The following is a 20,122-nucleotide window of genomic DNA, read 5'->3' as shown; positions in this document are numbered from 1 at the left end:
AAAACAGAAAAAATCCGGTCCGGGTTGCGGAAAATGGCCAGTCATGGGCGGTTTCAGGCAGTTCCGGTGGCGGGCAGGGCGTCCAGCTGTGCGGCCAGGTCATGGGCATGTTTCACCGGCCACGCCGCAAGAGGGGCGTGGACCCCGCGCAGGGTCAGTTCCACCATCAGCTCCGCTGCGGGCGCATGGCCAGCCGCCGTCAGCAGCGGTGCAGAGATCATCGCCTGAACGCCGTGTTCCTTGGTGACCCCCTCCAGCCGCGAAGCGGTATTCACCGTGTCGCCGATCAGGGTGCGGGGGGACTGACCGATAGCGCCGATTTCGCCCAGAACCACCTCGCCGAGGTGCGCACCGATCCCGATTGCGACGGGCCCCTGTCCTTCGTCCGAAAGCTGTGCGTTAAACCGGTCCAGTTCCTGCGCAATGCCTTCGATCGCGCGCAGCGCGGCCTGGGCAGAGCTTTCGGGGGTTGCCGTCTCGAAGATCGCCAGGAACCCGTCGCCGAGGTATTTGTCAATCGTGCCGCCCTCGCGGTTGACCGCGGGAACCACAGCGTCAAAGAACCGGTTCAGCAGGAACACCACGTCATAGGGCAACTGGCCGGTTGTGCGGGCCGTGAAGCCACGCATGTCAAGGAACAGCAGCGCAAGCTTCTTTTCTTCGCCCTGGCTGGCGTGGGTCCGGTGTTTGCGGCGTCCGTCGGGCTGAAAGATGCGGAACACGGTGGTGGGGGCGACGGGGACGATCTGGCAGGCCAGCCGCACCCCCGGTCCTGCGCCCACGGCGGCAAGGGCGCGGGCCTCTGCCGGGCTGGGCGGGTGCAACTTCTCTGCCCCGTGCTCGATCAGAACGCGGCAGGTGGTGCAGCGCCCCCGGCCCCCGCAGAGCGATGCATGTGGCACGCCCCGCAGGCGGGAAACTTCCAGCAGAGTCAGGCCCTTGGGTGCCCAGACCTCTGGCCCGTCCACATAGCTGACCCGCACTGATTGCCGCCGCGACAGGACCGATTTGATCGCATAGATTGCGCCGACTGCAACCAGCACCGCAAACAGCCCCCAGCCAAGATAGCGCGTCCAGGCGATGAGCATGGCGAAAGTCTCGGCATCGGGGAAGTTGTAGGCGGCATAGATCGCCTCACGGTTTTCGGGAATGCGAAAATTCCCGGCGATCCGTCGCGCTTCGGTCAGGAAGCCTGCCAGTGCAAAGGCGGGGACAAGCGCCGCAATGCCCGCAAGGGCCGGCAATGACCTGCGCCACCATGGCTTTCCGCGCAGCCAGAAATGCAAGCCCGTGCAGCCATGCGCCCAGACCAGCACCAGCAAGGCGCATTGTTTCCAGCCATCCAGGGTGTTGTAGAGCAGGAGCGAGATATACCCCATTTCGTCGTTCACATCGAAAAGCTCGTGCGCAGTGCGGGTGTGGACCAGATGGGCGATCAGCAAGACGGGGATCATCAGGCCAAGCACGGTCTGTGCCGCTTCCCAGAACGGCATGCGCAGTGTGCCGCGCAGGGCAAGCCTGCCCAGGACCATGGACAGATGAATGGTGAAGGCACCGTAGATCAGGATCGTGCCCGGGATGCTGCGGGTGACAAGCTGACGCCAATCCTGCGCCGCATGTATCAGCTCGGTCGAAAACAGGCCCAGCCCGATGTTCAGGAAATGCAGCAGGGCGTAGATGAACAGCACCAGACCGCTGGCGATGCGCAGGCGGGTTGCAGTGGTTCCGCGCCAAAGATCGCTCATGTCCTGCTCCTTGCGTTGGTCAGACTTTGCGGGGAGGCAAGGAGCAGGTCAAGAAGGGTGTTGGTGGCCTATTCAGCCACCTGTGCGCCGTGGCCCAGGGGCAGCGAGGTGTCCTTGCCGCCCTGGATTTCCACATCGTCGCCCATTTCGGCCAGGAACCGTTCCGCTTCCAGCGCTGCCATGCAGCCCATGCCGGCGCTGGTCACCGCCTGCCGGTACTTGTGGTCGGTCAGGTCACCGGCGGCAAAAACACCGGGGATCGAGGTTTCGGTGCTGTCGGGCTTGGTCACGACATAGCCGCCCATGTGGGTTTCCAGCACGTCCTTGACCAGTTCGTTTGCCGGTGCGTGGCCGATGGCAATGAAGACGCCCTTGGCGGGGATGTCCGTGATCTCGCCGGTTTCAACATGCTTTACCTTGATGCCCTCGACACCCAGCGGGCTGTCGGTGCCATAAACCTCGTGCAGTTCATGGAACCACAGCGGCTCGATCTTGGGGTTTTTCATCAGCCGGTCGATCAGGATCTTCTCGGCACGCAGTTCGTCGCGGCGATGGATCAGCGTCACCTTGGAGGCAAAGTTGGTCAGGAACAGCGCCTCTTCCACGGCTGTGTTGCCACCGCCGACCACGACGATCTCCTGGCCGCGATAGAAAAAGCCGTCGCAGGTCGCACAGGCGCTGACGCCGAAACCCTTGAACTTGTCCTCCGTCGGCAGGCCAAGCCATTTCGCCCGCGCGCCGGTGGCAAGGATCACCGCGTCGGCGATATAGGTCGTGCCGCTGTCCCCCCTGGCGTGAAACGGACGGCTGGACAGGTCCAGATCGGTGATGATGTCGCCGATGATCTCGGTGCCCATGGCCTTGGCATGGTCCTGCATGCGCACCATCAGATCGGGGCCCTGAACTTCGCTGTCGCCGGGCCAGTTCTCGACCTCGGTGGTGGTGGTCAGCTGGCCGCCCGGCTCGATCCCCTGTACCAGAATAGGCTCCAGCATGGCGCGGCTGGCATAGACACCGGCCGTGTAGCCTGCCGGGCCTGAGCCAATGATCAGAACCTTGGTTTTGCGTGTCTCGGCCATACGGCACCCCCGAACATCTGTTGCAGCCCTCGTCATATAGACAAGCTCCGCCGCCGCTTAAACCCCCGTTGGAGGGGCCGGAAGCCGGGCCAATAGGGCTTTTCATCCCCGGATGCCGGCGCTAAGTGTCGACTCTGGAAGATTCTTGCGCGAATACGAAACAATATTGCGCAGAATCGCCGCGCTGATATAAGAATCGCAAATACCACGGGGGACATCATGGCAGGTACACGGCTTGATCCGATTGATCGGAAAATTCTGGCCGAATTGCAGGCCGATGGGCGGATGACCAACGTCGAGCTGGCCAAGCGGGTCGGCATTTCAGCACCACCCTGCCTGCGCCGGGTCCGCACGCTGGAGGAACAAGGCTACATCCGGGGCTATCACGCCGATGTCGATGCCCGCGAACTGGGATTCGAGGTGCAGGTCTTTGCGATGGTCGGGCTGGCCAGCCAGGCCGAAGCGGACCTGAGCGCCTTTGAGCAGAAATGCCGCGACTGGCCCCTGGTCCGTGAATGTCACATGCTGAACGGCGAAGTCGACTTCATCATCAAATGTGTGGCCCCGGACCTGTCCAGCTTTCAAAGCTTTCTGACCGGCAAGCTGCTGACCACCCCGAATGTGGCCAGCGTCAAGACCAGCCTGGTGATCCGTGGGGCCAAGGATGAACCCGGCGTGCCCTTCGACGTTCTGGAAGAACGCCTGAAAACCACCCCCTGAGGCGCAGGCCCCGGAGGGCGTCGTCGCGGCGTGGCTTCAGGCGACCTGACCGTTTTCAGGCTCCGGCGCGCGCGGATGGGCCAGCGGACCGAAGTCGGTGATGTGGCTGATGCGCGGAAACATCCCCAGGAAACGGTCGCGCAGCGAATGGGTCACCGTCCGTGTCGCATTGGCACCGGGGTGAAAGGTTTCCATCTCAAGCCCGCCCGCATTGATCGCGGCATGGCGGTCCAGGCAGATGTGAAACAGTCGCACGGGTGTTGGCGGTACGATCTCGATCACGTTCACACCGTCCACGAATTCCCGGACCGAGGTCAGCATCCTTGTGCCACCGGCCTCTGACCGCAGGTGGTGGGGGGTGTGCAGCACCCTTGCGCCCGGTCCGACGGTCAGGAAGGACGAGGGGCGCCCCTGTCCGAAGCTGTCGGCCATGATCCGCACCAGCGGCATGCGGCGGCCCGCGTCGGCGGGCACGAAGCTGGAGGAACCGATCCAGATCAGCTTGGCCGGTTCGCCGGTGGAGGTGTTGATCATGTCGCCGGGCTGCAGATCCTCGACCGCGACCTCACCATTGACGGTCTGGATCAGCGTGCCGCGCGCAAAAGCGGAAAAGGCGGATTCGAACAATGGAATGGCCGGTGCCCTGTCCTGTCCGATGTAAAGCGAACCGTCCGTCCGCAACGCCGCTATTTCGAAATTGCGCATTGGCATGGGGGCGGTTGCGCGCAGCCCGCCATTTGCGGGACCCGGCGCGTTCAGGTCGAACCCGCGTGGTGCTTTCAGTCTGGTCTGCAGGCGGGCGCCTGAGGCAGCAGTAATATTCATGCGATCACCCTTCCAAGGTAGGTCACATCCGTGTCGGCCCCCACCGACAACAACGGAAATAACATTCGTCATTTCATGTCTTCTACGAGGCTTAAATCGTCATGAAAGGGTTAGATTGTCAAAGTTTGTCGAACATTAATGCCCCATTTAAGGCCAATTTGGTGGATTTTCGCCGTTCTGTTTCCCCAATTCCGCGTGACGCTGCCACATTTCACGCAAAAAAAGACCCCCCTCGCGAATCAACGCGTGGGGGGTATGCACTCGTACCAGCGAAACTGGTCGCTTCGGGGAGGCTGGTGCGGTGTTCAGGCGGACTTGCGCGCCGATGTCTCGGATGCGTTGCGCTTGGCGATGAAAGCCTTCCGGCGTGCGCCGCGCGCCCAGGGCATCACGGTGTCATTCTTGGCTGCGGTTTCGACGACGTTCTTGATAAAGCGTGTGTTGGTCTTCATTGTCTCATCCTCGGTCTGTATTTTCGGGTCGCTGCCCTTGCTTGAGGATCAATATGCCGGACCAATCGGGCGGGTTTTTGGCGTTTGACGAGAATTTTCAAGAAAGCTTCATCATTTGGCCGGTGATTTGTGACCGCACCGCCTCAATTGCGCAAAGCCCTTGTTTTATTGAAAATCATTGGTGCTTCGTGGCCAATCTTGCCGCTTTCGCGGGATTGTTTCCGCTTTGCGAGTGGGTCATTCGGGCAGGAAGGGGGCCATAGCTGCCCCAATTGCGTCAAAATCAAAGGGTGATGGCAGAGATCAGGCGGCCGTAATCGGCCTCCTTGGCATGGGTGGATCTGCGATAGGAATAGAACCGTGCCGGATCGCTGTAGGTGCAGTGATGTGTCCATTCCGCATGGCCCACACCAGCCGCCCGCAGCCGGTTCAGCCCAAAGCCGGGCAGATCGAACAGCATCCTGTCGCCGTCACCATTGGCAAAGTAGCGGGCATAGGCCTGATCCTCGGCAATGAAATCCTCGAAGAATTCCGGACCAACCTCATAGGCGCGCTGGCTGATGCAGGGCCCGATGACGGCGGTGATGTCAGGCCGCGCGGCTCCCAGCGCCACCATGGCATCGACGGTGGCATGCAACACCCCGTCCAGCGCGCCCCGCCATCCGGCATGGGCCGCCCCGATGACGCCGGCCCTGGCATCCGCAAACAGCACAGGCTGGCAATCGGCGCTCAGCACCGACAGCGCAAGGCCGGGGGTGGCGGTGACCAGCGCATCCGCTTTCGGCTTTTCCGCCTGCGGTGCGGTCACGGTGATCGCGGTGGCGGAATGGACCTGGTGCACGCCCAGCAGGTGGTCCTGCGCCACACCCATGGCCTCTGCCACGCGGCTGCGGTTGATGGCCACGATTTCGCGCTGGTCCGAACTGCCCTGTCCGCAGTTCAGGCCGGCGAACACGCCCGAGGATGCACCGCCTGCGCGGGTGAAAAACCCGTGGCGCAGGGGGGCAAGACAGTCCGACGTGAGAATTTCCAGTGTCATGGTTCCAATCCCGGTGGCGGTGCCGACTCTGGCGGATAAAGGGCGATCACTTTGAAGAGGTTTCCCATTTCCTGCGGATGCGTCAACCGTCGATGTGCGGCGATATGGCTGTCCAGCGCCGGGCCGGTCAGCCTCTGTGCCAGTTGTTGCGCCCGCTGCGTGATGCCCAGCCGTTCAAGGAATACCCCCTGCGGGGTGACACGGCTGTAGGCGCAGGGGGCTGCGGCCAGGGCGATCGCTTCGAAATCCACATGTGCGGTCAGATCGGCGGCACCCGGGTTGGCCAGCGGGTTTGTGGGTTCGTGATCCTGCACCGCCTGCCAGGTGTCGCCCAGCGTGCGCCAGTCGCCGTAATCAATGATCAGCGCAGTGCCGCCGTGCTGTGCGATCCGGGGGGCGATCCGGGACAGGATTGGCGACAGGGCACCGCAGATCTCGACCACATCGCCGTCGCGGGTGTCCTCGATCCTGTTGTTCAGCGCCGGTTGCGGCTGGGCGGGGCCCAGACCCAGGGCAAGCGCCCCGTCCTGCAGGCCGACCTGCCGTTCGCGCCAGCGCATCCCGTCCCGGAGGAACTGGCGGATCGGCAGCGCGTCAAAGAATTCATTCGCCACCAGGTAAAGCGGTTGATCCGGCAGGTCACCCACCTCGGTCGACCAGGTGACCTGCCAGGCCTGCAAAGTCCGGGCCTGGATCTGGCGCAGGGCGTCCGAGGCTTCGATCAGCTGGATTTCCGCCGCCTCGGCAAATCCCGGCACTTTGGCACAGGCCCGCAGGATGTCCGCCATCAGCGTGCCGCGGCCGGGGCCCAGTTCCGCCAGGGTGAAGGGGGAGGGCGCACCATCGTCCAGCCATTTCTGTGCCAGCGACAGACCGATGACTTCGCCGAACATCTGGCTGATCTCGGGGGCGGTGGTGAAATCACCCGCAGCCCCCAGCGGGTCGCGGGTGGCGTAATAGCCCCAGCGCGGGTGCAACAGGCAGGACTGCATGTAGTCATCCAGCCGCATCGGCCCTTCGGCCCGGATGCGCGCGACGATATGGTCATGCAGGCTCATGCCGGGCGACGGCGTGCCCGCAGGATCAGGAACGCCCCGACCAGGATCATCGGCAGGCAGAGGATCTGGCCCATGGTCAGCCCATAGCCGCCCATGTGCCAGGCGAGGCCCAGCGGATTGCCATCGCTGACGAATTGCGCATCGGGCTGGCGGACGAATTCGACCATAAAACGGGCGATGCCATAACCGGCGAGGAACGTGCCGCCGATCAGCCCTTCGCGTTTCAACGCCCCGCGCCGCCAGGCCATCCAGACCAGAAGGCCCCCCAGGATCAGCCCTTCGAGCAGCGCCTCGTAGAGTTGCGAGGGGTGCCGGGCGCAGAGTCCGGCCACATCGGGACAATATTGCGCGGCATCGGTCGGAAAGGCGACGCCCCAGGGCAGGTCGGTTGGCCGGCCCCAGAGTTCGGCATTGATGAAATTGGCCAGTCGCCCCAGGAACAGCCCCGGTGCCAGCCCGAGGCAGACCATATCGCCGGTCGGGATGGTGGGGATCTTGTGGCGCAGGGTATAAAGCCATCCGGCAAGGATGACGCCCAGGGCCCCGCCGTGAAAGGACATGCCGCCTTCCCAAAGCTGCAGGATGCGCAGCGGATTGGCCAGGTAGAACCCGGGTTGATAGAACAGCACATAGCCCAGCCGCCCGCCCAGGATCACGCCCAGAATCACCCAGAACAGCAGGTCCTCGACCTGGGAGGGGGTCATCACGGGCGTGTTGTTCTTCCATAGTCGCGGGGTCCGGGTGGCGCGGACAACGATGCGCCAGCCCAGCAGGATGCCGACGATATAGGCCAGCGCATACCAACGCAGTGCGAAGGTTGTGCCAAACAGGGAAATCGAGAAGATCTCGGGCGAGATTTCGGGGAAGGGGAGCATTGCGATCATGCGCTGATTGAGCGCGCCCCGGCGGGGAAGTCAACCTTGCGCCTGCGACAAGTGGCCCCCATATAGGATGAAAGCGAACCCCGGAGGCGAGACATGCAGACCCGCAACAAATTTTTCGACGACGTCAGCCAGATGATGACCAATGCCATGGGCGTGGCACAGGGGGCCCGGAACGAGGCTGAAACCGCGCTGAAAGGCATGATGGACCGCTGGCTGGCGGATCGCGACTTTGTGACCCGCGAGGAATTCGACGCGGTGCGCGCGATGGCGCAGAAGGCGTGCGAGGAAAACGAGGCGCTCAGGGCGCGGCTCGACGCGCTGGAGACAAAGAAGGGCTGACCCAAAGGCGGCGCTGCCGCGCCATTCCAGTTTATTGCAAGGGGCGGGTGATCACCCGGCCCTTGAGGGGGCACCCGTTTGCGCGGGAGCGCATGGATATTTCAGGCCAAAAAGAAAAACACCGCTAAGATTTTGCGGCAGTGATTGTTTTTCCCACAATATATTGGAGATATCCCCCGCAATTTGTAGTTATCCCCAAGAAAAAGGTTGCCACAGGTCACGCTTATCGCCCACCATATCTGGTATAGGCGTGGAGATGTTCCCCGCCTATTAGTGCAGGCATCCATAGCTGGTGGCGCAGGCGCACCACGGCTCTGGACTAAAAAAGAGGTGGCGAAATGGCCCTGTCCGAGCAATACCTTGAAGAAGACATTCACCCCATTGATATCGTGGAAAACCTGGCGGCCCATCACGAATGGGATTTCGACCGGATTTCCGATGAGCAGATCGCCATGGCCGTCGAGGGCCAGTGGCGCACCTACTCGATTACCCTGGCCTGGTCCGCGTTCGACGAAACGCTGCGGCTGATCTGCACCTTCGACATGGACCCGCCGGAGCATTCCCTGCCCGGGGTCTATGAACTGCTCAACGCCATCAACGACCAATGCTGGGCGGGGAGCTTTACCTATTGGGCCGAGCAGAAGCTCATGGTCTATCGCTATGGCCTGGTGCTTGCAGGGGGGCAGGATGCCTCTGCCGGGCAGATCGACATGATGATCACCGCTGCGGTCATGTCGGCGGAACGGTATTACCCCGCGCTGCAACTGCTGATCTGGGGTGACCGGACACCGAAAGATGCGCTTCAGGTCGCCATTGCGGAGGCCTACGGCCACGCGTAACAGTTTCCCGCGAGTTTAACGCGGGAGATTTGTGATGAAAGACAGTCGGATTGCTGCCGGAGGCCTGGTTTTGCTGGGCTGCGGCAAGATGGGGTCGGCCATGCTGGCCGGTTGGCTGGGGCGCGGATTGCCGCCAACCTCCGTCTGGGTCATGGACCCTGTGCCATCTGACTGGCTGCAGGGGCAGGGGGTTCATCTGAACGAAACCCTGCCCGAAACACCGGCGCTTGTGCTGGTGGCGGTCAAGCCGCAGATGATGGCAGAGGCCCTGCCGACCCTGCAGGCCATGGGCAAAGGCAGCACCGTGTTTGTCAGCGTCGCTGCCGGGACCCCGATTTCCTATTTCGAAGATGTTCTGGGCGCGCAGACCCCCATCGTGCGCGCCATGCCGAACACGCCTGCAGCGATTTCGCGCGGGATCACGGCCATCGTGGGCAATGCCGCTGCCGGTGCAGCGGCGCTGGACGAGGCCGAAGCGCTGCTCAGCGCCGTGGGCGAGGTCGTGCGTCTGACCGAAGAGGCGCAGATCGACGCGGTGACCGGGGTCAGCGGCTCGGGCCCGGCCTATGTCTTTCACATGATTGAGACCATGGCGGATGCCGGCGTGGCCCAGGGCTTGCCGCGCGACCTGGCCCTGCAACTTGCCAAGGCGACGGTCGCCGGGGCCGGGGCGCTGGCCATGGAGGCGGCGGAAGACCCCACGCAGCTGCGCATCAATGTGACCAGCCCGAATGGCACGACCCAGGCTGCGCTTGAGGTGCTGATGGATGCAGAAACGGGGTTTCCCGCGCTTTTGAACCGCGCGGTGGCGGCGGCCACGGACAGATCAAGGGAGTTGTCGCGTGGCTGAGATTGATTTCGATGATTTCATGAAGGTGGACATCCGCGTCGGCACGGTGATCCGCGCGGAACCCTTTCCCGAAGCACGCAAGCCCGCGATCAAGCTCTGGGTGGACTTCGGCGAGGAGATCGGCACGCGCAAGACCTCGGCGCAGATCACGGTACATTATGCACCCGATGAGCTGATCGGGCGGCAGGTGATGGCGGTGGTGAATTTCCCGCCGCGCCAGATTGGTCCCTTCATGTCCGAGGTCCTGGTCCTGGGGGTTCCGGACAAGGACGGGGCAATCGTGCTGCTGTCGCCGGATCAGGAGGTTCCCGACGGCGGGCGGATGCATTGAATTTCAGCGCCCTGCCTTTGATCTGATGCAGGTTCGAGGCGGGGCGATTTAAATCAAGGAGTTATGCCGCTTTCCTGAAGTCCTGCGTGAGCTGTGCGGAGCTGATTTCCACATCGGCTCTGTGGTGCCGTTGGAGGCGTCGTGATGCGGGATTTTGCCCTCAGCGCGACCAGAATGCGTGCTTTTTGGCGGATTTTCGTGTTGCCAGGAGGGGTATTGCGAAAGTTTGGCGGTGTAGCACTTCCGATATCGACTGTGGGGGTAAGTTCAGGCCGCTATCGGATATTCACAAGAAATCGTCGAATTGCTGTGGATAGGGATCAAAAATGATCGGTTTATGAAAACATTCCACCTGTCATTTATCCCCAACCGCCTCGCGCCAATGGCGGCGGCAGAGGGAAAGATAGGTTTCATTGCCGCCAATCTGAACCTGAGCCCCGTCGCGCTGGGGTTTGCCGTCTGCATCCATCCTCACCACCATGGTGGCCTTCTTGCCGCAATGGCAGATGGTGCGGACCTCGCGCATTTCATCGCTCAGGGCCAGCAGGGTGGCAGAGCCCGGGAACAATTCGCCACGAAAATCAACCCGCAGGCCAAAGCACATGACAGGCACGTTCAGGTCATCGACCACCCGTGCCAGTTGCCAGACCTGATCCGGGCTCAGGAACTGTGCCTCGTCCACGAAAATACACGCACATGGCCCCTGGGTGAGCCGGGTTTCGATCTTGGCAAAGAGGTTTTCCTCGGGGGCGAAGGTATCTGCCTTCTGGCCGATGCCGATCCGCGAGGCGATGCGCGCCTCGCCCGCGCGGTCATCGAGCTGTGCCGTCAGCAGATAGGGGCGCATCCCCCGTTCGACGTAGTTATGCGCAGCTTGCAGCAGAACGGTGGATTTCCCCGCGTTCATGGTTGAATAATGGAAATAGAGTTTGGCCATGGCGCATCCCATACGTCAGGTTTGTCACGGCGATCAAGCAAAAGGGTTCGCCCATTTGCTGCCCTGCGGGCCTGAAGTTCCCTCCCTCTTCAGAAATGGCCGAACCAAAACAGACGTTGCGCAGGGTCCGCAGGTCACTCGTCATTCCGCGTACGCTGCGGATAGAATGTGAATGACATCTGTCGGGTCTGCGGTTAATGGGAAAAACCGAGGCGCTTTCCCCCGAAGGGGAAGCGCCGGATAACGGAGAAGCGAAGTTATGGCCGGAATGGGCAGCTATTTGAAGAAACACACCGAAGCCCTTGTGAAGGATGTCGGGATCGAGCCTGCCTGCGCCCTGACCGGAAAGTCCAAGGCGACCTTGGGACGCTATTATTCAGACAACGCCGAACATGCCGATCGCTTCATGCCCATTGATGCGGTGGCGGAGCTTGAAAAGGCGGCGGGCTATCCTCATGTGACCGCTGCCCTGGCAGAGCTGCGGGGCGTCGAATTGTCCTTTCATGACGGCCGCCCGAATGCGCCACGCTCGGGTGGGGTGAATTCCGATGTGATCGCCCTGAGCCAGCGTTTCGCGATGCTGATGGCCGAGTATCAGCAATCCATGGAAGATGGCCGGATCACGGTCAACGAAGCAAAGCGGCTGCTGCGCGAGACGACGATGCTGCAGCAGGTGCTGATCGACATGAAATTGAACCTGGAAGAAGAAAGTGGCTGATTTGCTGTCCTCCCTGCAAGCGGATGCCTTGCCGCAGATCGACACGGACCAATTGCGCGCAGAAGGGGATCCGGGGCACAAGCCGCGCATCTTGCTGCTTTATGGCTCGCTGCGCGACGTCAGCTATTCGCGCAAGGCCGCGGTTGAAGCGGCGCGTATCCTGCGGCACCTGGGCTGCGAGACCCGGATGTTCGACCCGACAGGTCTGCCGCTGCCCGATGGGGCGGATGCTGATCACCCCAAGGTGCAGGAGCTGCGCGATCTTGCCGTGTGGTCCGAAGGCATGGTCTGGTCCAGCCCGGAACGGCACGGGGCGATGACGGCGGTGATGAAGGCACAGATCGACTGGCTGCCCCTCTCCCTGAAAGGCGGGATCAGGCCGACGCAGGGCAAGACTCTGGCGGTCATGCAGGTCAGCGGCGGATCGCAGTCCTTCAACGCGGTCAATCAGATGCGTATTCTGGGACGATGGATGCGGATGGTCACCATTCCCAACCAGTCCAGCATCCCCAAGGCCTGGCTGGAGTTCGATGACGCAGGGCAGCTGCCTGCGGGGCCGTTCTACAGCCGCGTTGTCGATGTGATGGAGGAACTGGTCAAGTTCACCTGGCTGGTGCGCGGGCGTGCCGACTATCTGGTGGATCGGTATTCCGAGCGGGTGGAAAGCGCGGAGGAAGTTCACAAAAGGGTATCGCTGAAATCCCTCTGACGCGGCTTAGGCAGTGCGCTCAGCCGTGTTTTTGCACGATGACGGAGCCCACCGAATATCCCGCCCCGAAGGAACAGATCAGCCCCATATCGCCGTCCTTCAGATCGTCGGAATATTTGGCAAAGGCAATGATCGACCCGGCGGAGGAGGTATTGGCGTAATCCTGCAGGATATTGGGTTGTTCGCCCGGTTCCGGCACCCGGCCCAGAACCTTGCGCCCGATGAAATCGTTCATCGACTTGTTGGCCTGATGCAGCCAGATGCGTTTCAGATCACCGCTGACGACACCATTGTCGGCCATATGCCCCGCGACATGATCGGAAACCAGCGGCAGCACTTCCTTGAACACCTTGCGGCCATTCTGCATGAACTGCATGTCGCGCCGGTCGGCTACACCGTCGGGCCGGGAGCGGCGCAGAAAGCCGTTGTTGTTTCTGATGTTGTTTGAGAACTGCGTCGCGCAACGGGTTGATCTGATTTCGAAATAGGGTCCCTTTGCGGCCTCCTCCCGCTCGATCAGCGTGGCGGTGGCCACATCGCCGAAAATGAAGTGACAATCGCGGTCCCGCCATTCCAGATGGGCGGAACAGATTTCCGGATTGACCACCAGGGCAGAGCGGATCGAGCCGCTGCGCACCATGTCCGCCGCCGCCTGGATGCCAAAGGTTGCAGAGGAACAGGCGACATTCATGTCGAATGCAAAGCCGTTGATGCCCAACAGTTCCTGGATTTCAATCGCCACCGCCGGATAGGCGCGTTCGAGGTTCGAGGCGGCGCAGATCACCGCATCCACATCCGCTGCCGTCTTGCCCGCCTTGGCAAGCGCCTTGCTGGCGGCATCCAGTGCCATTTCGGCCATCAGCGAAGGTTCGTCATCGCTGCGCTGGCGCAGCAGCGGGTGCATCACCTGCGGGTCCAGAACGCCCGCCTTGTCGATCACATATCGCTGCTCGATCCCGCTGGCCTTGACGATGAACTCTTCGGAGGAATGCGCCTTGGCCTCAACCTCGCCCGCTTCAATGGCGGCGGCATGTTCCGCGTTATAGAGATCGACATAGGCGTTGAACGAGGCCACCAGCTCCGCATTGGTGATGATCTGATCGGGGGTGAAGATGCCGGTGCCGGTGATGACGGGTGTGAACATTCGGTAACCTCTTGAGTTTTGTCAAACTAACCGGGGCAAAGGGCGCTGGGCAAGGGGCAGGACAAGGACCGGCGGTCAGCTTCTGTTAAAGATTGCCCTGTAGTCCTGCGGGGGCAAGCAAGGGAGCCGGGCATGATCAAGACGATAAGGGCTGCTCTGTGCCTGTTGTTGGTGTCGGCAGGCGCCGCCCTGGCGCAATCCGAAGGCCACCTGCGGGTGACCCTGTTGACGGAACAGGCGCAGCGTGCCCTTCGGGTGGCGAAGTCGACCTGTTTCGTGATGTCGGGATCACAATCGCAACTGCATGCAGAGACCGCGTTGCATGAGGCGCAGGCGTTCGAACAGATGATGAAGGCGCTGATCGACGGCGCGGGTGATCCGGCGCTGACGGCTGAGAGGGATCCGGCGCACAGCACGGAATTGTCCCGCATACAGCGGATGTCTTTCGGGGTGACACGTTCGGCGGAACAGATCGTATCGGGTGACTTTCACAGTGTGCCGATGCGCCTATTGCTGTCGCGCAATCAGGATGTCGCCGATGGTCTGCTTGCCGCCGCCCGCGCCGCGGGTCCGAGGTATCTTGAGGGTGATTTCTCCGCAGAACAGCAGGCGGCACTGCTGCATCTGGCCGGACAGCGGACCCTGATCGAGGAGTTGCTGCGCGACCTGTGCTATCTGCGCCTGTCGCTTGGCTCTGCCGAACTACCGGCGCAGATGATCGAAAAGATCGCCCTATTTGAGAGCATCAATACCGCCTTGATTGAAGGGGATGCTGTGCGCGGGCTGCCCGGGGCGCCGAACATCGGCATCAAGCTCGGCCTGGGGCAGGTGGCTTCCAAATGGGTGGCTTTGCGTGACCTGCTTGCGGCGGCGGCCAATGGCGAGGCGCTGGAGGTGCGCGACCTGCAAAAGGCCTCCGTCATCGGCGAGACACTCAGCCAGCGGCTCACCAGGTTGATGGGCAAATACGCCGCTCTGTGACGCCTTACAGCGCCCCGGCTTTAACTTGATACAAGTTTAAGGCGGGGGGCTTTAGCGCAGCGGGACGGAGTAGAGCACATAACCATCCCGCCGCGCGACCTCCTGCGCGCCGGTGTCGATGACAAAGACGCCAAGGTTCTCCAGATCCGCCGGACAGCCGACCAGATCGGCGGCATCGTCGAGGAATTGATTGGTATAGGCATCCTCGCCCAGACGGCGGCAGGCATCGCCGTCGAAGCGGTAGCCGTTCCCGAAAAAGGGCAGGGATGAGGGGGCAGTGCCGGGGACGGGGGTGCAGGCGGCAATGAGCAGCAGGGTGGGAATGATGGCGCGGAACATGGGGGCCTCCTCTGGCTGAACTGACGGCAGGATAACACGATTTCTCGTTTAACGGGAGGGCACGCATCGGCCAGGCCCGGCTTCAACCTCCAAAGCAGCGCCGGTCAGCCGTGCCGACCCAGGGTCTGCCGCTGCCCGTCGCCGCGTTTTGCATGAAATGGCCTGGGCTCCGCCCGTTCGCGTCTCAATCGCTCCACCGGAGCGATTGCCGGGCTTTGCCCGGACCGGCGCTCACCCCTGTAAGCTCTTCACCCCGATCTCGTCCTCCGCCTGCGCCTTGATCGCCAGCGCGGCGGCATAGGCCCCCGCGGCGGTGGTGAAATAGGGGATCTTGTCGAACAATGCGATGCTGCGGATGCTCTTGCTGTCCTCGACCGCCTGCGTGCCCTCGGTGGTGTTCAGCACCAGATGCACAGACCCGTCCTTCATCATGTCGGTGACATCGGGGCGGCCTTCGTAGACCTTGTTGACGGTCTCGCAGGCGTGGCCGTGCTGCTTGAGCCATGCGGCGGTGCCACGGGTGGCGACAATGCTGAACCCCTGCTCCAGCAGGATCCGCGCGGCGGAGAGCATGTCATCCGTCTTGTCCATGTCCTTGATCGAGATAAAGACGCAGCCCTCGCGTGGCATGACGTTCCCGGCACCCATCTGCGCCTTGAGGAAGGCGCGGGGGAAGTCGCGGTCCCAGCCCATGACCTCGCCGGTGGAGCGCATCTCCGGCCCCAGAAGCGTGTCGACGCCGGGGAAGCGGGCAAAGGGCAGCACCGCCTCCTTGACCGAGAACCAGGGCATGTCCGGATCCGCCAGGGTCAAGGGATCGCCCAGCGGCAAGACGTCGGCATAGGCGGCCTGCTCGGGGTAGGGTGCGCGTTTGGGGAAGTTCGACAGCGGCTCGCCCGCCATGATTCGCGCGGCAATGGAGGCGATGGCCGAATCCGTCGCCTTGGCCACGAAGGGCACGGTGCGCGAGGCGCGCGGGTTGACCTCGATCAGATAGACCTCGCCATCCTTGACCGCGAACTGGATGTTCATCAAGCCGACCACGTTCAGCGCCAGCGCAAGGGCATGGGTCTGCTTGGTGACTTCCTCGATGATGGCGCGATCCAGCGAATAGGGCGGCAGCGAACAGGCGCTGTCGCCGGAATGCACGCCGGCCTCCTCAATATGCTGCATGATGCCCGCCACATGCACATCGGTGCCGTCGCAAAGCGCATCCACGTCCAGTTCGACCGCGCCGGACAGGTAATTGTCCAGCAAGACCGGGCTCTTGCCCGAGACCACAACCGCCTCGCGGATATAGCGCTCAAGGCTTTGCTGATCGCGCACGATCTCCATCGCGCGGCCACCCAGCACATAGGACGGGCGGATCACGAGGGGGAAGCCGATGTCGGCCGCAATTTCAAGCGCCTCGGCATCGGAATGGGCAATGCCGTTCTTGGGCTGTTTCAGGCCCAGCTTCTGCACCAGTTGCTGGAACCGCTCGCGGTCCTCGGCCAGGTCGATCATGTCGGGCGTGGTGCCCAGGATCGGGATACCGGCCTCTTGCAGGGCATTGGCAAGCTTCAGCGGGGTCTGGCCACCGAATTGCACGATCACACCATGCAGGGTGCCGTTCTCCTGCTCGACCCGCATGATCTCCATCACATGTTCGAAGGTGAGCGGTTCGAAATACAGCCGGTCGGAAGTGTCATAATCGGTGCTGACAGTCTCGGGATTGCAGTTGACCATGATGGTCTCATAACCCGCGTCCGTCAGCGCATAGCAGGCGTGACAGCAGCAATAGTCGAATTCGATCCCCTGGCCGATGCGGTTGGGGCCACCGCCGAGGATCACGACCTTCTTTTTATCGCTGGGGCGCGCCTCGCATTCGACGTCACCCATCATCGGGGCTTCATAGGTGGAATACATGTAGGGCGTTTGCGCCTCGAATTCCGCAGCACAGGTGTCGATGCGCTTGAAGACGGCCTTCACACCAGCGTCGAGCCGGGCGCTACGGACTTCCGCCTCGCTCCGCCCCGACAGATGCGCCAGGCGGGCATCGGTGAACCCCATCATCTTGAGGTGCCGCAGCCCGTTCGCGTCCTGCGGCAACCCGCTTGCCCGGACCTCTTCTTCGGCTTCCACGATCTCGCGAATGCGGTCCAGGAACCAGGGGTCAAACATGGTGATGCCGTGGATGTCGTCGTTGGACATCCCATGACGCATGGCCTGCGCGATGATGCGCAACCGGTCCGGGGTCTGCTTGCTGAGGGATTTGATGAGCGCGGCCCGCTGGTCCGGTGCCAGATCCCCCTCACCCAACCCTCTCCCCCGAGGGGAGAGGGCTCCCGCTCCGCTAGCAGCGGAGTCTGTAGCCTCGATCGAACCGCTCTCCGGGGAGCGCTGCTCCCTCTCCCCCAAGGGGGAGAGGGCCGGGGTGAGGGGGGCGACACCCGGGATGTCGATTTCGTCGAACCCGGTCAGGCCCGATTCCATCGATGCCAGCGCCTTTTGCATGCTTTCATGGATGGTGCGGCCAATGGACATTGCCTCGCCCACCGACTTCATCGCGGTGGTCAGGTTCGGTTCGGAGCCGGGGAATTTCTCGAATGCGAATTTCGGGATCTTGGTGACGACATAGTCGATGGTCGGCTCGAAGGAGGCGGGGGTCACGCCGGTGATGTCGTTGTCCAGCTCGTCCAGCGTGAAGCCGACCGCCAGTTTGGCGGCGATCTTGGCGATGGGAAAGCCGGTCGCCTTGGAGGCCAGCGCCGAGGAGCGCGACACGCGCGGGTTCATCTCGATCACCACCATGCGTCCGTCGACGGGGTTCACCGCCCATTGTACGTTGGACCCCCCCGTCTCCACGCCGATTTCGCGCAGCACCGCGATGGAGTGGTTGCGCATGATCTGGTATTCCTTGTCCGTCAGTGTCAGCGCAGGTGCGACAGTGATGGAATCGCCCGTGTGCACGCCCATCGGGTCCACGTTTTCGATCGAACAGACGATGATGGCATTGTCGGCGGTATCGCGCACCACCTCCATCTCGAATTCCTTCCAGCCCAGCAGCGACTCGTCGATCAGGATCTGGCCCATGGGCGAGGCGTCCATGCCGGAGCGGCAGAAGAATTCGTAGTCCTCGCGGTTGTAGGCCACGCCGCCGCCGGTGCCGCCCATGGTGAAGGCGGGGCGGATGATGGCGGGCAGGCCGATGTCTTCAAGCGCTTCGAGCGCGAGCTTGACCCCGGCGGCAAGGTCCTTCTTGCCCTTGGCATCCTTGGGTGCGGTGCAGATCGTGGCACGGGGGTTTTCGATCCCCAGCCGGTCCATCGCCTCGCGGAACAATTTGCGATCTTCGGCCATTTCGATGGCTTCGCGCTTGGCACCGATCATCTCGACGCCGTATTCCTTCAGCACGCCCATTTCCTCAAGCGCCAGCGAGGTGTTCAGCCCGGTCTGCCCGCCCATGGTCGGCAGCAGCGCATCCGGGCGTTCCTTTGCGATGATCTTTGCGACGGTCTCGGGCGTGATGGGTTCGATGTAGGTGGCATCGGCGAGGCCCGGATCAGTCATGATGGTGGCCGGGTTGGAGTTCACGAGGATGACCCGGTAGCCTTCTTCCTTGAGCGCCTTGCAGGCCTGTGCGCCGGAGTAGTCGAACTCGCAGGCCTGTCCGATGACAATGGGGCCAGCACCAATGATCATGATTGATTTGATGTCGGTGCGCTTTGGCATGGCAGTGCCCCCTGATATGCAAATTCACTGCGTTATAGGCATGGCGTGATCGGGCGCAAGGCCGGATTGGGCGCGCGACCCCCGGGCAGGCGGGATATTTTTCGCCAAAAAGAAATGAAATGCCCCGGGGGACACTTTTGGGCGGCGAAACCTGCCGGTTCCAGTCCTTGCGGCTGACCGTCGCTCAGGCTGCGGGGGCAGGCTGGTACAGATAGTCACGGCTCAGCGGTACCGCATCGCGTTTGTGGGCAAGCTGTATCTGATAGACGCCCTGCATCTGTTGTTCGAAGGCCGCGATGCAGATCGCGAAATAGTAGCGGAACATGGTGATGAACCGGTCGTCATACATGTCGCGGATGGTGTCGATATTGGCTTCGAACCGCTTGCGCCAATGCCGCAGGGTATAGGCGTAATGCAGCCGCAAGAACTCGATGTCGGCTTGCCACAATCCGCTGCGTTCCATCGGGCCGGCAAGTTCGGAGAGTGAGGGCACATAGCCGCCCGGAAAGATGTATTTGTTCAGCCAGGAACTGTGCGGCATCGGTGGCGCGCTGCGTCCGATGGTGTGGATCAGGGCCACGCCATCGGGTTTCAGCAGCTCGGCCACCTTGGCGAAATAGGTGTCGTAATTCGGGACGCCCACATGTTCCAGCATGCCGACGCTGACAATCCGGTCGAAGGTTTCCGTCACATTGCGGTAATCCTGCAGGCGGAAGGTCACGCGGTCCTGCAGCCCTTCCGCCCGGGCACGGGCCCGGGCGGTGGCAAGCTGGTTTTCGGACAGGGTGATGCCTGTCACCTGCACGTCGAAATCGCGCGCCAGGGTCAGCGCCATGCCGCCCCAGCCGCATCCGATGTCCAGCACATGCTGACCGGGTGACAGGCACAGTTTGGCGGCGATATGTGCCTTCTTTGCTGCCTGTGCATCCTCCAGCGACATCGCGGGGTCGGTGAAATAGGCGCAGGAATATTGCATGTCCTGATCCAGGAACAGCCGGTAGAGGTCGTCGGAAATATCGTAGTGATGCGCGACATTGGCGCGGGCGCGTTCCGGGGTGTTGCGCTGGATAAAGCGGCGGGTGTGAAAACGGGCGCTGTTCGCAGTCTTGATCCAGCCCGGCTGATCCCCGGCCGCGCGGTTCTGCAGGATGATGCGCAGGAAATCGTCCAGGGTCGTGTCGATCAGGACAATGGTGCCATTCATCAGGCCCTCGCCCAAGGCCAGGTCGGGGTTGAGGCACAATTGGCGCAATGCGCGGGGGTCCCGGATGGCGACCTGGGCAATTTCGCCCTGCTCCGGCCCGTAGGTGGCTGTTGTACCGTCGGGGAATTCAGTTTTCAGCCGATCCTGCACCATCATGGTGCTGATCATCTTTTCATACAGAGACTTCCACATGACCTTTCCTCATGCTCTTCACC

At 62.3% G+C, this 20,122-nt stretch carries 21 protein-coding genes; 9 read left to right on the top strand and 12 right to left on the bottom strand.

From position 1 onward, the window contains the following. Window positions 1-53: 53 nt before the first annotated feature. Together PVW51_RS05130 and trxB are read right to left on the bottom strand one after the other, a co-directional pair. Window positions 54-1,745 carry an adenylate/guanylate cyclase domain-containing protein gene (locus PVW51_RS05130; protein WP_274573855.1) on the bottom strand — a complete coding sequence of 564 codons (1,692 nt, stop codon included), beginning with the start codon at window positions 1,743-1,745 and terminating at the stop codon, window positions 54-56. A gap of 68 nt (window positions 1,746-1,813) precedes the next feature. Then, a complete protein-coding gene (gene trxB, locus PVW51_RS05125; protein ID WP_269361202.1) occupies window positions 1,814-2,824 on the bottom strand; it encodes a thioredoxin-disulfide reductase in 1,011 nt (336 codons plus the stop codon). A 219-nt stretch (window positions 2,825-3,043) separates the two neighbouring features. Here trxB and PVW51_RS05120 point away from each other — a divergent pair, with 219 nt between their 5' ends. After that, a complete protein-coding gene (locus PVW51_RS05120; RefSeq protein WP_269361200.1) occupies window positions 3,044-3,544 on the top strand; it encodes an Lrp/AsnC family transcriptional regulator in 501 nt (166 codons plus the stop codon). Window positions 3,545-3,580: 36 nt separating this feature from the next. Here the strand turns inward: PVW51_RS05120 and PVW51_RS05115 are convergent, their stop codons facing one another. Both PVW51_RS05115 and PVW51_RS05110 read right to left on the bottom strand, forming a co-directional pair. Next, complete coding sequence (locus PVW51_RS05115) at window positions 3,581-4,369, bottom strand: Hint domain-containing protein (protein WP_240313050.1); 789 nt, start codon at window positions 4,367-4,369, stop codon at window positions 3,581-3,583. A 305-nt stretch (window positions 4,370-4,674) separates the two neighbouring features. Next, window positions 4,675-4,821 (bottom strand): hypothetical protein, encoded by a 147-nt coding sequence (locus tag PVW51_RS05110; RefSeq protein ID WP_205388210.1) that lies wholly within the window; start codon window positions 4,819-4,821, stop codon window positions 4,675-4,677. Window positions 4,822-4,874: 53 nt separating this feature from the next. Here PVW51_RS05110 and PVW51_RS05105 point away from each other — a divergent pair, with 53 nt between their 5' ends. Beyond that, window positions 4,875-5,084 (top strand): hypothetical protein, encoded by a 210-nt coding sequence (locus PVW51_RS05105; protein ID WP_274573853.1) that lies wholly within the window; start codon window positions 4,875-4,877, stop codon window positions 5,082-5,084. 20 nt (window positions 5,085-5,104) lie between these two features. Here the strand turns inward: PVW51_RS05105 and pgeF are convergent, their stop codons facing one another. The 3 genes from pgeF to lgt are packed head-to-tail and all read right to left on the bottom strand — an operon-like array spanning window position 5,105 to window position 7,802. After that, the gene (pgeF, locus tag PVW51_RS05100; RefSeq protein WP_269361197.1) at window positions 5,105-5,860 is read right to left on the bottom strand and encodes a peptidoglycan editing factor PgeF; all 756 of its coding nucleotides are present in this window, start codon (window positions 5,858-5,860) and stop codon (window positions 5,105-5,107) included. After that, window positions 5,857-6,918 carry a class I SAM-dependent methyltransferase gene (locus PVW51_RS05095; RefSeq protein WP_274573852.1) on the bottom strand — a complete coding sequence of 354 codons (1,062 nt, stop codon included), beginning with the start codon at window positions 6,916-6,918 and terminating at the stop codon, window positions 5,857-5,859. The genes pgeF and PVW51_RS05095 overlap by 4 nt, the downstream gene beginning before the upstream one ends. Beyond that, entirely contained in the window at window positions 6,915-7,802 is an 888-nt protein-coding gene (gene lgt, locus PVW51_RS05090; RefSeq protein WP_274573850.1) for a prolipoprotein diacylglyceryl transferase, read from the bottom strand. Before lgt ends, PVW51_RS05095 begins: the two co-directional genes overlap by 4 nt. Before the next feature lie 93 nt (window positions 7,803-7,895). Here lgt and PVW51_RS05085 point away from each other — a divergent pair, with 93 nt between their 5' ends. From PVW51_RS05085 to PVW51_RS05070, 4 genes are all read left to right on the top strand, one after another. After that, on the top strand, window positions 7,896-8,141 hold the full coding sequence (locus tag PVW51_RS05085) for an accessory factor UbiK family protein (RefSeq protein WP_274573848.1): 246 nt from the start codon (window positions 7,896-7,898) through the stop codon (window positions 8,139-8,141). A gap of 338 nt (window positions 8,142-8,479) precedes the next feature. Then, on the top strand, window positions 8,480-8,980 hold the full coding sequence (locus tag PVW51_RS05080) for a YbjN domain-containing protein (RefSeq protein WP_274573847.1): 501 nt from the start codon (window positions 8,480-8,482) through the stop codon (window positions 8,978-8,980). Window positions 8,981-9,014: 34 nt separating this feature from the next. Then, window positions 9,015-9,830 carry a pyrroline-5-carboxylate reductase gene (gene proC, locus PVW51_RS05075; RefSeq protein ID WP_274573846.1) on the top strand — a complete coding sequence of 272 codons (816 nt, stop codon included), beginning with the start codon at window positions 9,015-9,017 and terminating at the stop codon, window positions 9,828-9,830. Further along, window positions 9,823-10,161 carry a tRNA-binding protein gene (locus PVW51_RS05070; protein WP_269361189.1) on the top strand — a complete coding sequence of 113 codons (339 nt, stop codon included), beginning with the start codon at window positions 9,823-9,825 and terminating at the stop codon, window positions 10,159-10,161. Before proC ends, PVW51_RS05070 begins: the two co-directional genes overlap by 8 nt. 355 nt (window positions 10,162-10,516) lie before the next feature. Here PVW51_RS05070 and PVW51_RS05065 read toward each other — a convergent pair whose 3' ends face one another. Continuing rightward, complete coding sequence (locus PVW51_RS05065) at window positions 10,517-11,098, bottom strand: thymidine kinase (protein ID WP_269361187.1); 582 nt, start codon at window positions 11,096-11,098, stop codon at window positions 10,517-10,519. 259 nt (window positions 11,099-11,357) lie between these two features. Here PVW51_RS05065 and PVW51_RS05060 point away from each other — a divergent pair, with 259 nt between their 5' ends. Together PVW51_RS05060 and arsH are read left to right on the top strand one after the other, a co-directional pair. Beyond that, on the top strand, window positions 11,358-11,816 hold the full coding sequence (locus tag PVW51_RS05060; RefSeq protein ID WP_269361185.1) for a hypothetical protein: 459 nt from the start codon (window positions 11,358-11,360) through the stop codon (window positions 11,814-11,816). Window position 11,817: 1 nt separating this feature from the next. Beyond that, complete coding sequence (arsH, locus tag PVW51_RS05055; protein WP_443287609.1) at window positions 11,818-12,525, top strand: arsenical resistance protein ArsH; 708 nt, start codon at window positions 11,818-11,820, stop codon at window positions 12,523-12,525. Between the two features lie 19 nt (window positions 12,526-12,544). On the opposite strand, the gene PVW51_RS05050 is transcribed toward arsH, so the two are convergent. Next, complete coding sequence (locus tag PVW51_RS05050; RefSeq protein ID WP_274573845.1) at window positions 12,545-13,669, bottom strand: beta-ketoacyl-ACP synthase III; 1,125 nt, start codon at window positions 13,667-13,669, stop codon at window positions 12,545-12,547. A 132-nt stretch (window positions 13,670-13,801) separates the two neighbouring features. Here PVW51_RS05050 and PVW51_RS05045 point away from each other — a divergent pair, with 132 nt between their 5' ends. Further along, a complete protein-coding gene (locus PVW51_RS05045) occupies window positions 13,802-14,650 on the top strand; it encodes a hypothetical protein (protein WP_274573844.1) in 849 nt (282 codons plus the stop codon). Window positions 14,651-14,701: 51 nt separating this feature from the next. On the opposite strand, the gene PVW51_RS05040 is transcribed toward PVW51_RS05045, so the two are convergent. The 3 genes from PVW51_RS05040 to PVW51_RS05030 all read right to left on the bottom strand — a co-directional run bounded on the left by PVW51_RS05040 (window position 14,702) and on the right by PVW51_RS05030 (window position 20,099). Continuing rightward, window positions 14,702-14,989 carry a hypothetical protein gene (locus PVW51_RS05040; protein WP_274573843.1) on the bottom strand — a complete coding sequence of 96 codons (288 nt, stop codon included), beginning with the start codon at window positions 14,987-14,989 and terminating at the stop codon, window positions 14,702-14,704. A gap of 231 nt (window positions 14,990-15,220) precedes the next feature. After that, the gene (gene carB, locus PVW51_RS05035; protein WP_274573842.1) at window positions 15,221-18,703 is read right to left on the bottom strand and encodes a carbamoyl-phosphate synthase large subunit; all 3,483 of its coding nucleotides are present in this window, start codon (window positions 18,701-18,703) and stop codon (window positions 15,221-15,223) included. Between the two features lie 184 nt (window positions 18,704-18,887). After that, window positions 18,888-20,099, bottom strand: coding sequence for an SAM-dependent methyltransferase (locus PVW51_RS05030; protein ID WP_274573841.1), 1,212 nt, complete (start codon window positions 20,097-20,099; stop codon window positions 18,888-18,890). Window positions 20,100-20,122 lie beyond the last annotated feature (23 nt).

The sequence above is a fragment of the Sulfitobacter sp. PR48 genome, from assembly GCF_028807335.1.
Taxonomy (GTDB): Bacteria; Pseudomonadota; Alphaproteobacteria; order Rhodobacterales; family Rhodobacteraceae; genus Sulfitobacter.
This window is presented reverse-complemented; position numbering and strand designations above follow the sequence as displayed.

What these genes read in the sequence shown, in the direction of transcription:
- PVW51_RS05130 (WP_274573855.1), bottom strand. Translation starts at nt 1,745, where the DNA reads ATGAGCGATCTTTGGCGCGGAACCACTGCAACCCGCCTGCGCATCGCC.
- trxB (WP_269361202.1), bottom strand. Translation starts at nt 2,824, where the DNA reads ATGGCCGAGACACGCAAAACCAAGGTTCTGATCATTGGCTCAGGCCCG.
- PVW51_RS05120 (WP_269361200.1), top strand. Translation starts at nt 3,044, where the DNA reads ATGGCAGGTACACGGCTTGATCCGATTGATCGGAAAATTCTGGCCGAA.
- PVW51_RS05115 (WP_240313050.1), bottom strand. Translation starts at nt 4,369, where the DNA reads ATGAATATTACTGCTGCCTCAGGCGCCCGCCTGCAGACCAGACTGAAA.
- PVW51_RS05110 (WP_205388210.1), bottom strand. Translation starts at nt 4,821, where the DNA reads ATGAAGACCAACACACGCTTTATCAAGAACGTCGTCGAAACCGCAGCC.
- PVW51_RS05105 (WP_274573853.1), top strand. Translation starts at nt 4,875, where the DNA reads ATGCCGGACCAATCGGGCGGGTTTTTGGCGTTTGACGAGAATTTTCAA.
- pgeF (WP_269361197.1), bottom strand. Translation starts at nt 5,860, where the DNA reads ATGACACTGGAAATTCTCACGTCGGACTGTCTTGCCCCCCTGCGCCAC.
- PVW51_RS05095 (WP_274573852.1), bottom strand. Translation starts at nt 6,918, where the DNA reads ATGAGCCTGCATGACCATATCGTCGCGCGCATCCGGGCCGAAGGGCCG.
- lgt (WP_274573850.1), bottom strand. Translation starts at nt 7,802, where the DNA reads ATGATCGCAATGCTCCCCTTCCCCGAAATCTCGCCCGAGATCTTCTCG.
- PVW51_RS05085 (WP_274573848.1), top strand. Translation starts at nt 7,896, where the DNA reads ATGCAGACCCGCAACAAATTTTTCGACGACGTCAGCCAGATGATGACC.
- PVW51_RS05080 (WP_274573847.1), top strand. Translation starts at nt 8,480, where the DNA reads ATGGCCCTGTCCGAGCAATACCTTGAAGAAGACATTCACCCCATTGAT.
- proC (WP_274573846.1), top strand. Translation starts at nt 9,015, where the DNA reads ATGAAAGACAGTCGGATTGCTGCCGGAGGCCTGGTTTTGCTGGGCTGC.
- PVW51_RS05065 (WP_269361187.1), bottom strand. Translation starts at nt 11,098, where the DNA reads ATGGCCAAACTCTATTTCCATTATTCAACCATGAACGCGGGGAAATCC.
- PVW51_RS05060 (WP_269361185.1), top strand. Translation starts at nt 11,358, where the DNA reads ATGGCCGGAATGGGCAGCTATTTGAAGAAACACACCGAAGCCCTTGTG.
- PVW51_RS05050 (WP_274573845.1), bottom strand. Translation starts at nt 13,669, where the DNA reads ATGTTCACACCCGTCATCACCGGCACCGGCATCTTCACCCCCGATCAG.
- PVW51_RS05045 (WP_274573844.1), top strand. Translation starts at nt 13,802, where the DNA reads ATGATCAAGACGATAAGGGCTGCTCTGTGCCTGTTGTTGGTGTCGGCA.
- PVW51_RS05040 (WP_274573843.1), bottom strand. Translation starts at nt 14,989, where the DNA reads ATGTTCCGCGCCATCATTCCCACCCTGCTGCTCATTGCCGCCTGCACC.
- carB (WP_274573842.1), bottom strand. Translation starts at nt 18,703, where the DNA reads ATGCCAAAGCGCACCGACATCAAATCAATCATGATCATTGGTGCTGGC.
- PVW51_RS05030 (WP_274573841.1), bottom strand. Translation starts at nt 20,099, where the DNA reads ATGTGGAAGTCTCTGTATGAAAAGATGATCAGCACCATGATGGTGCAG.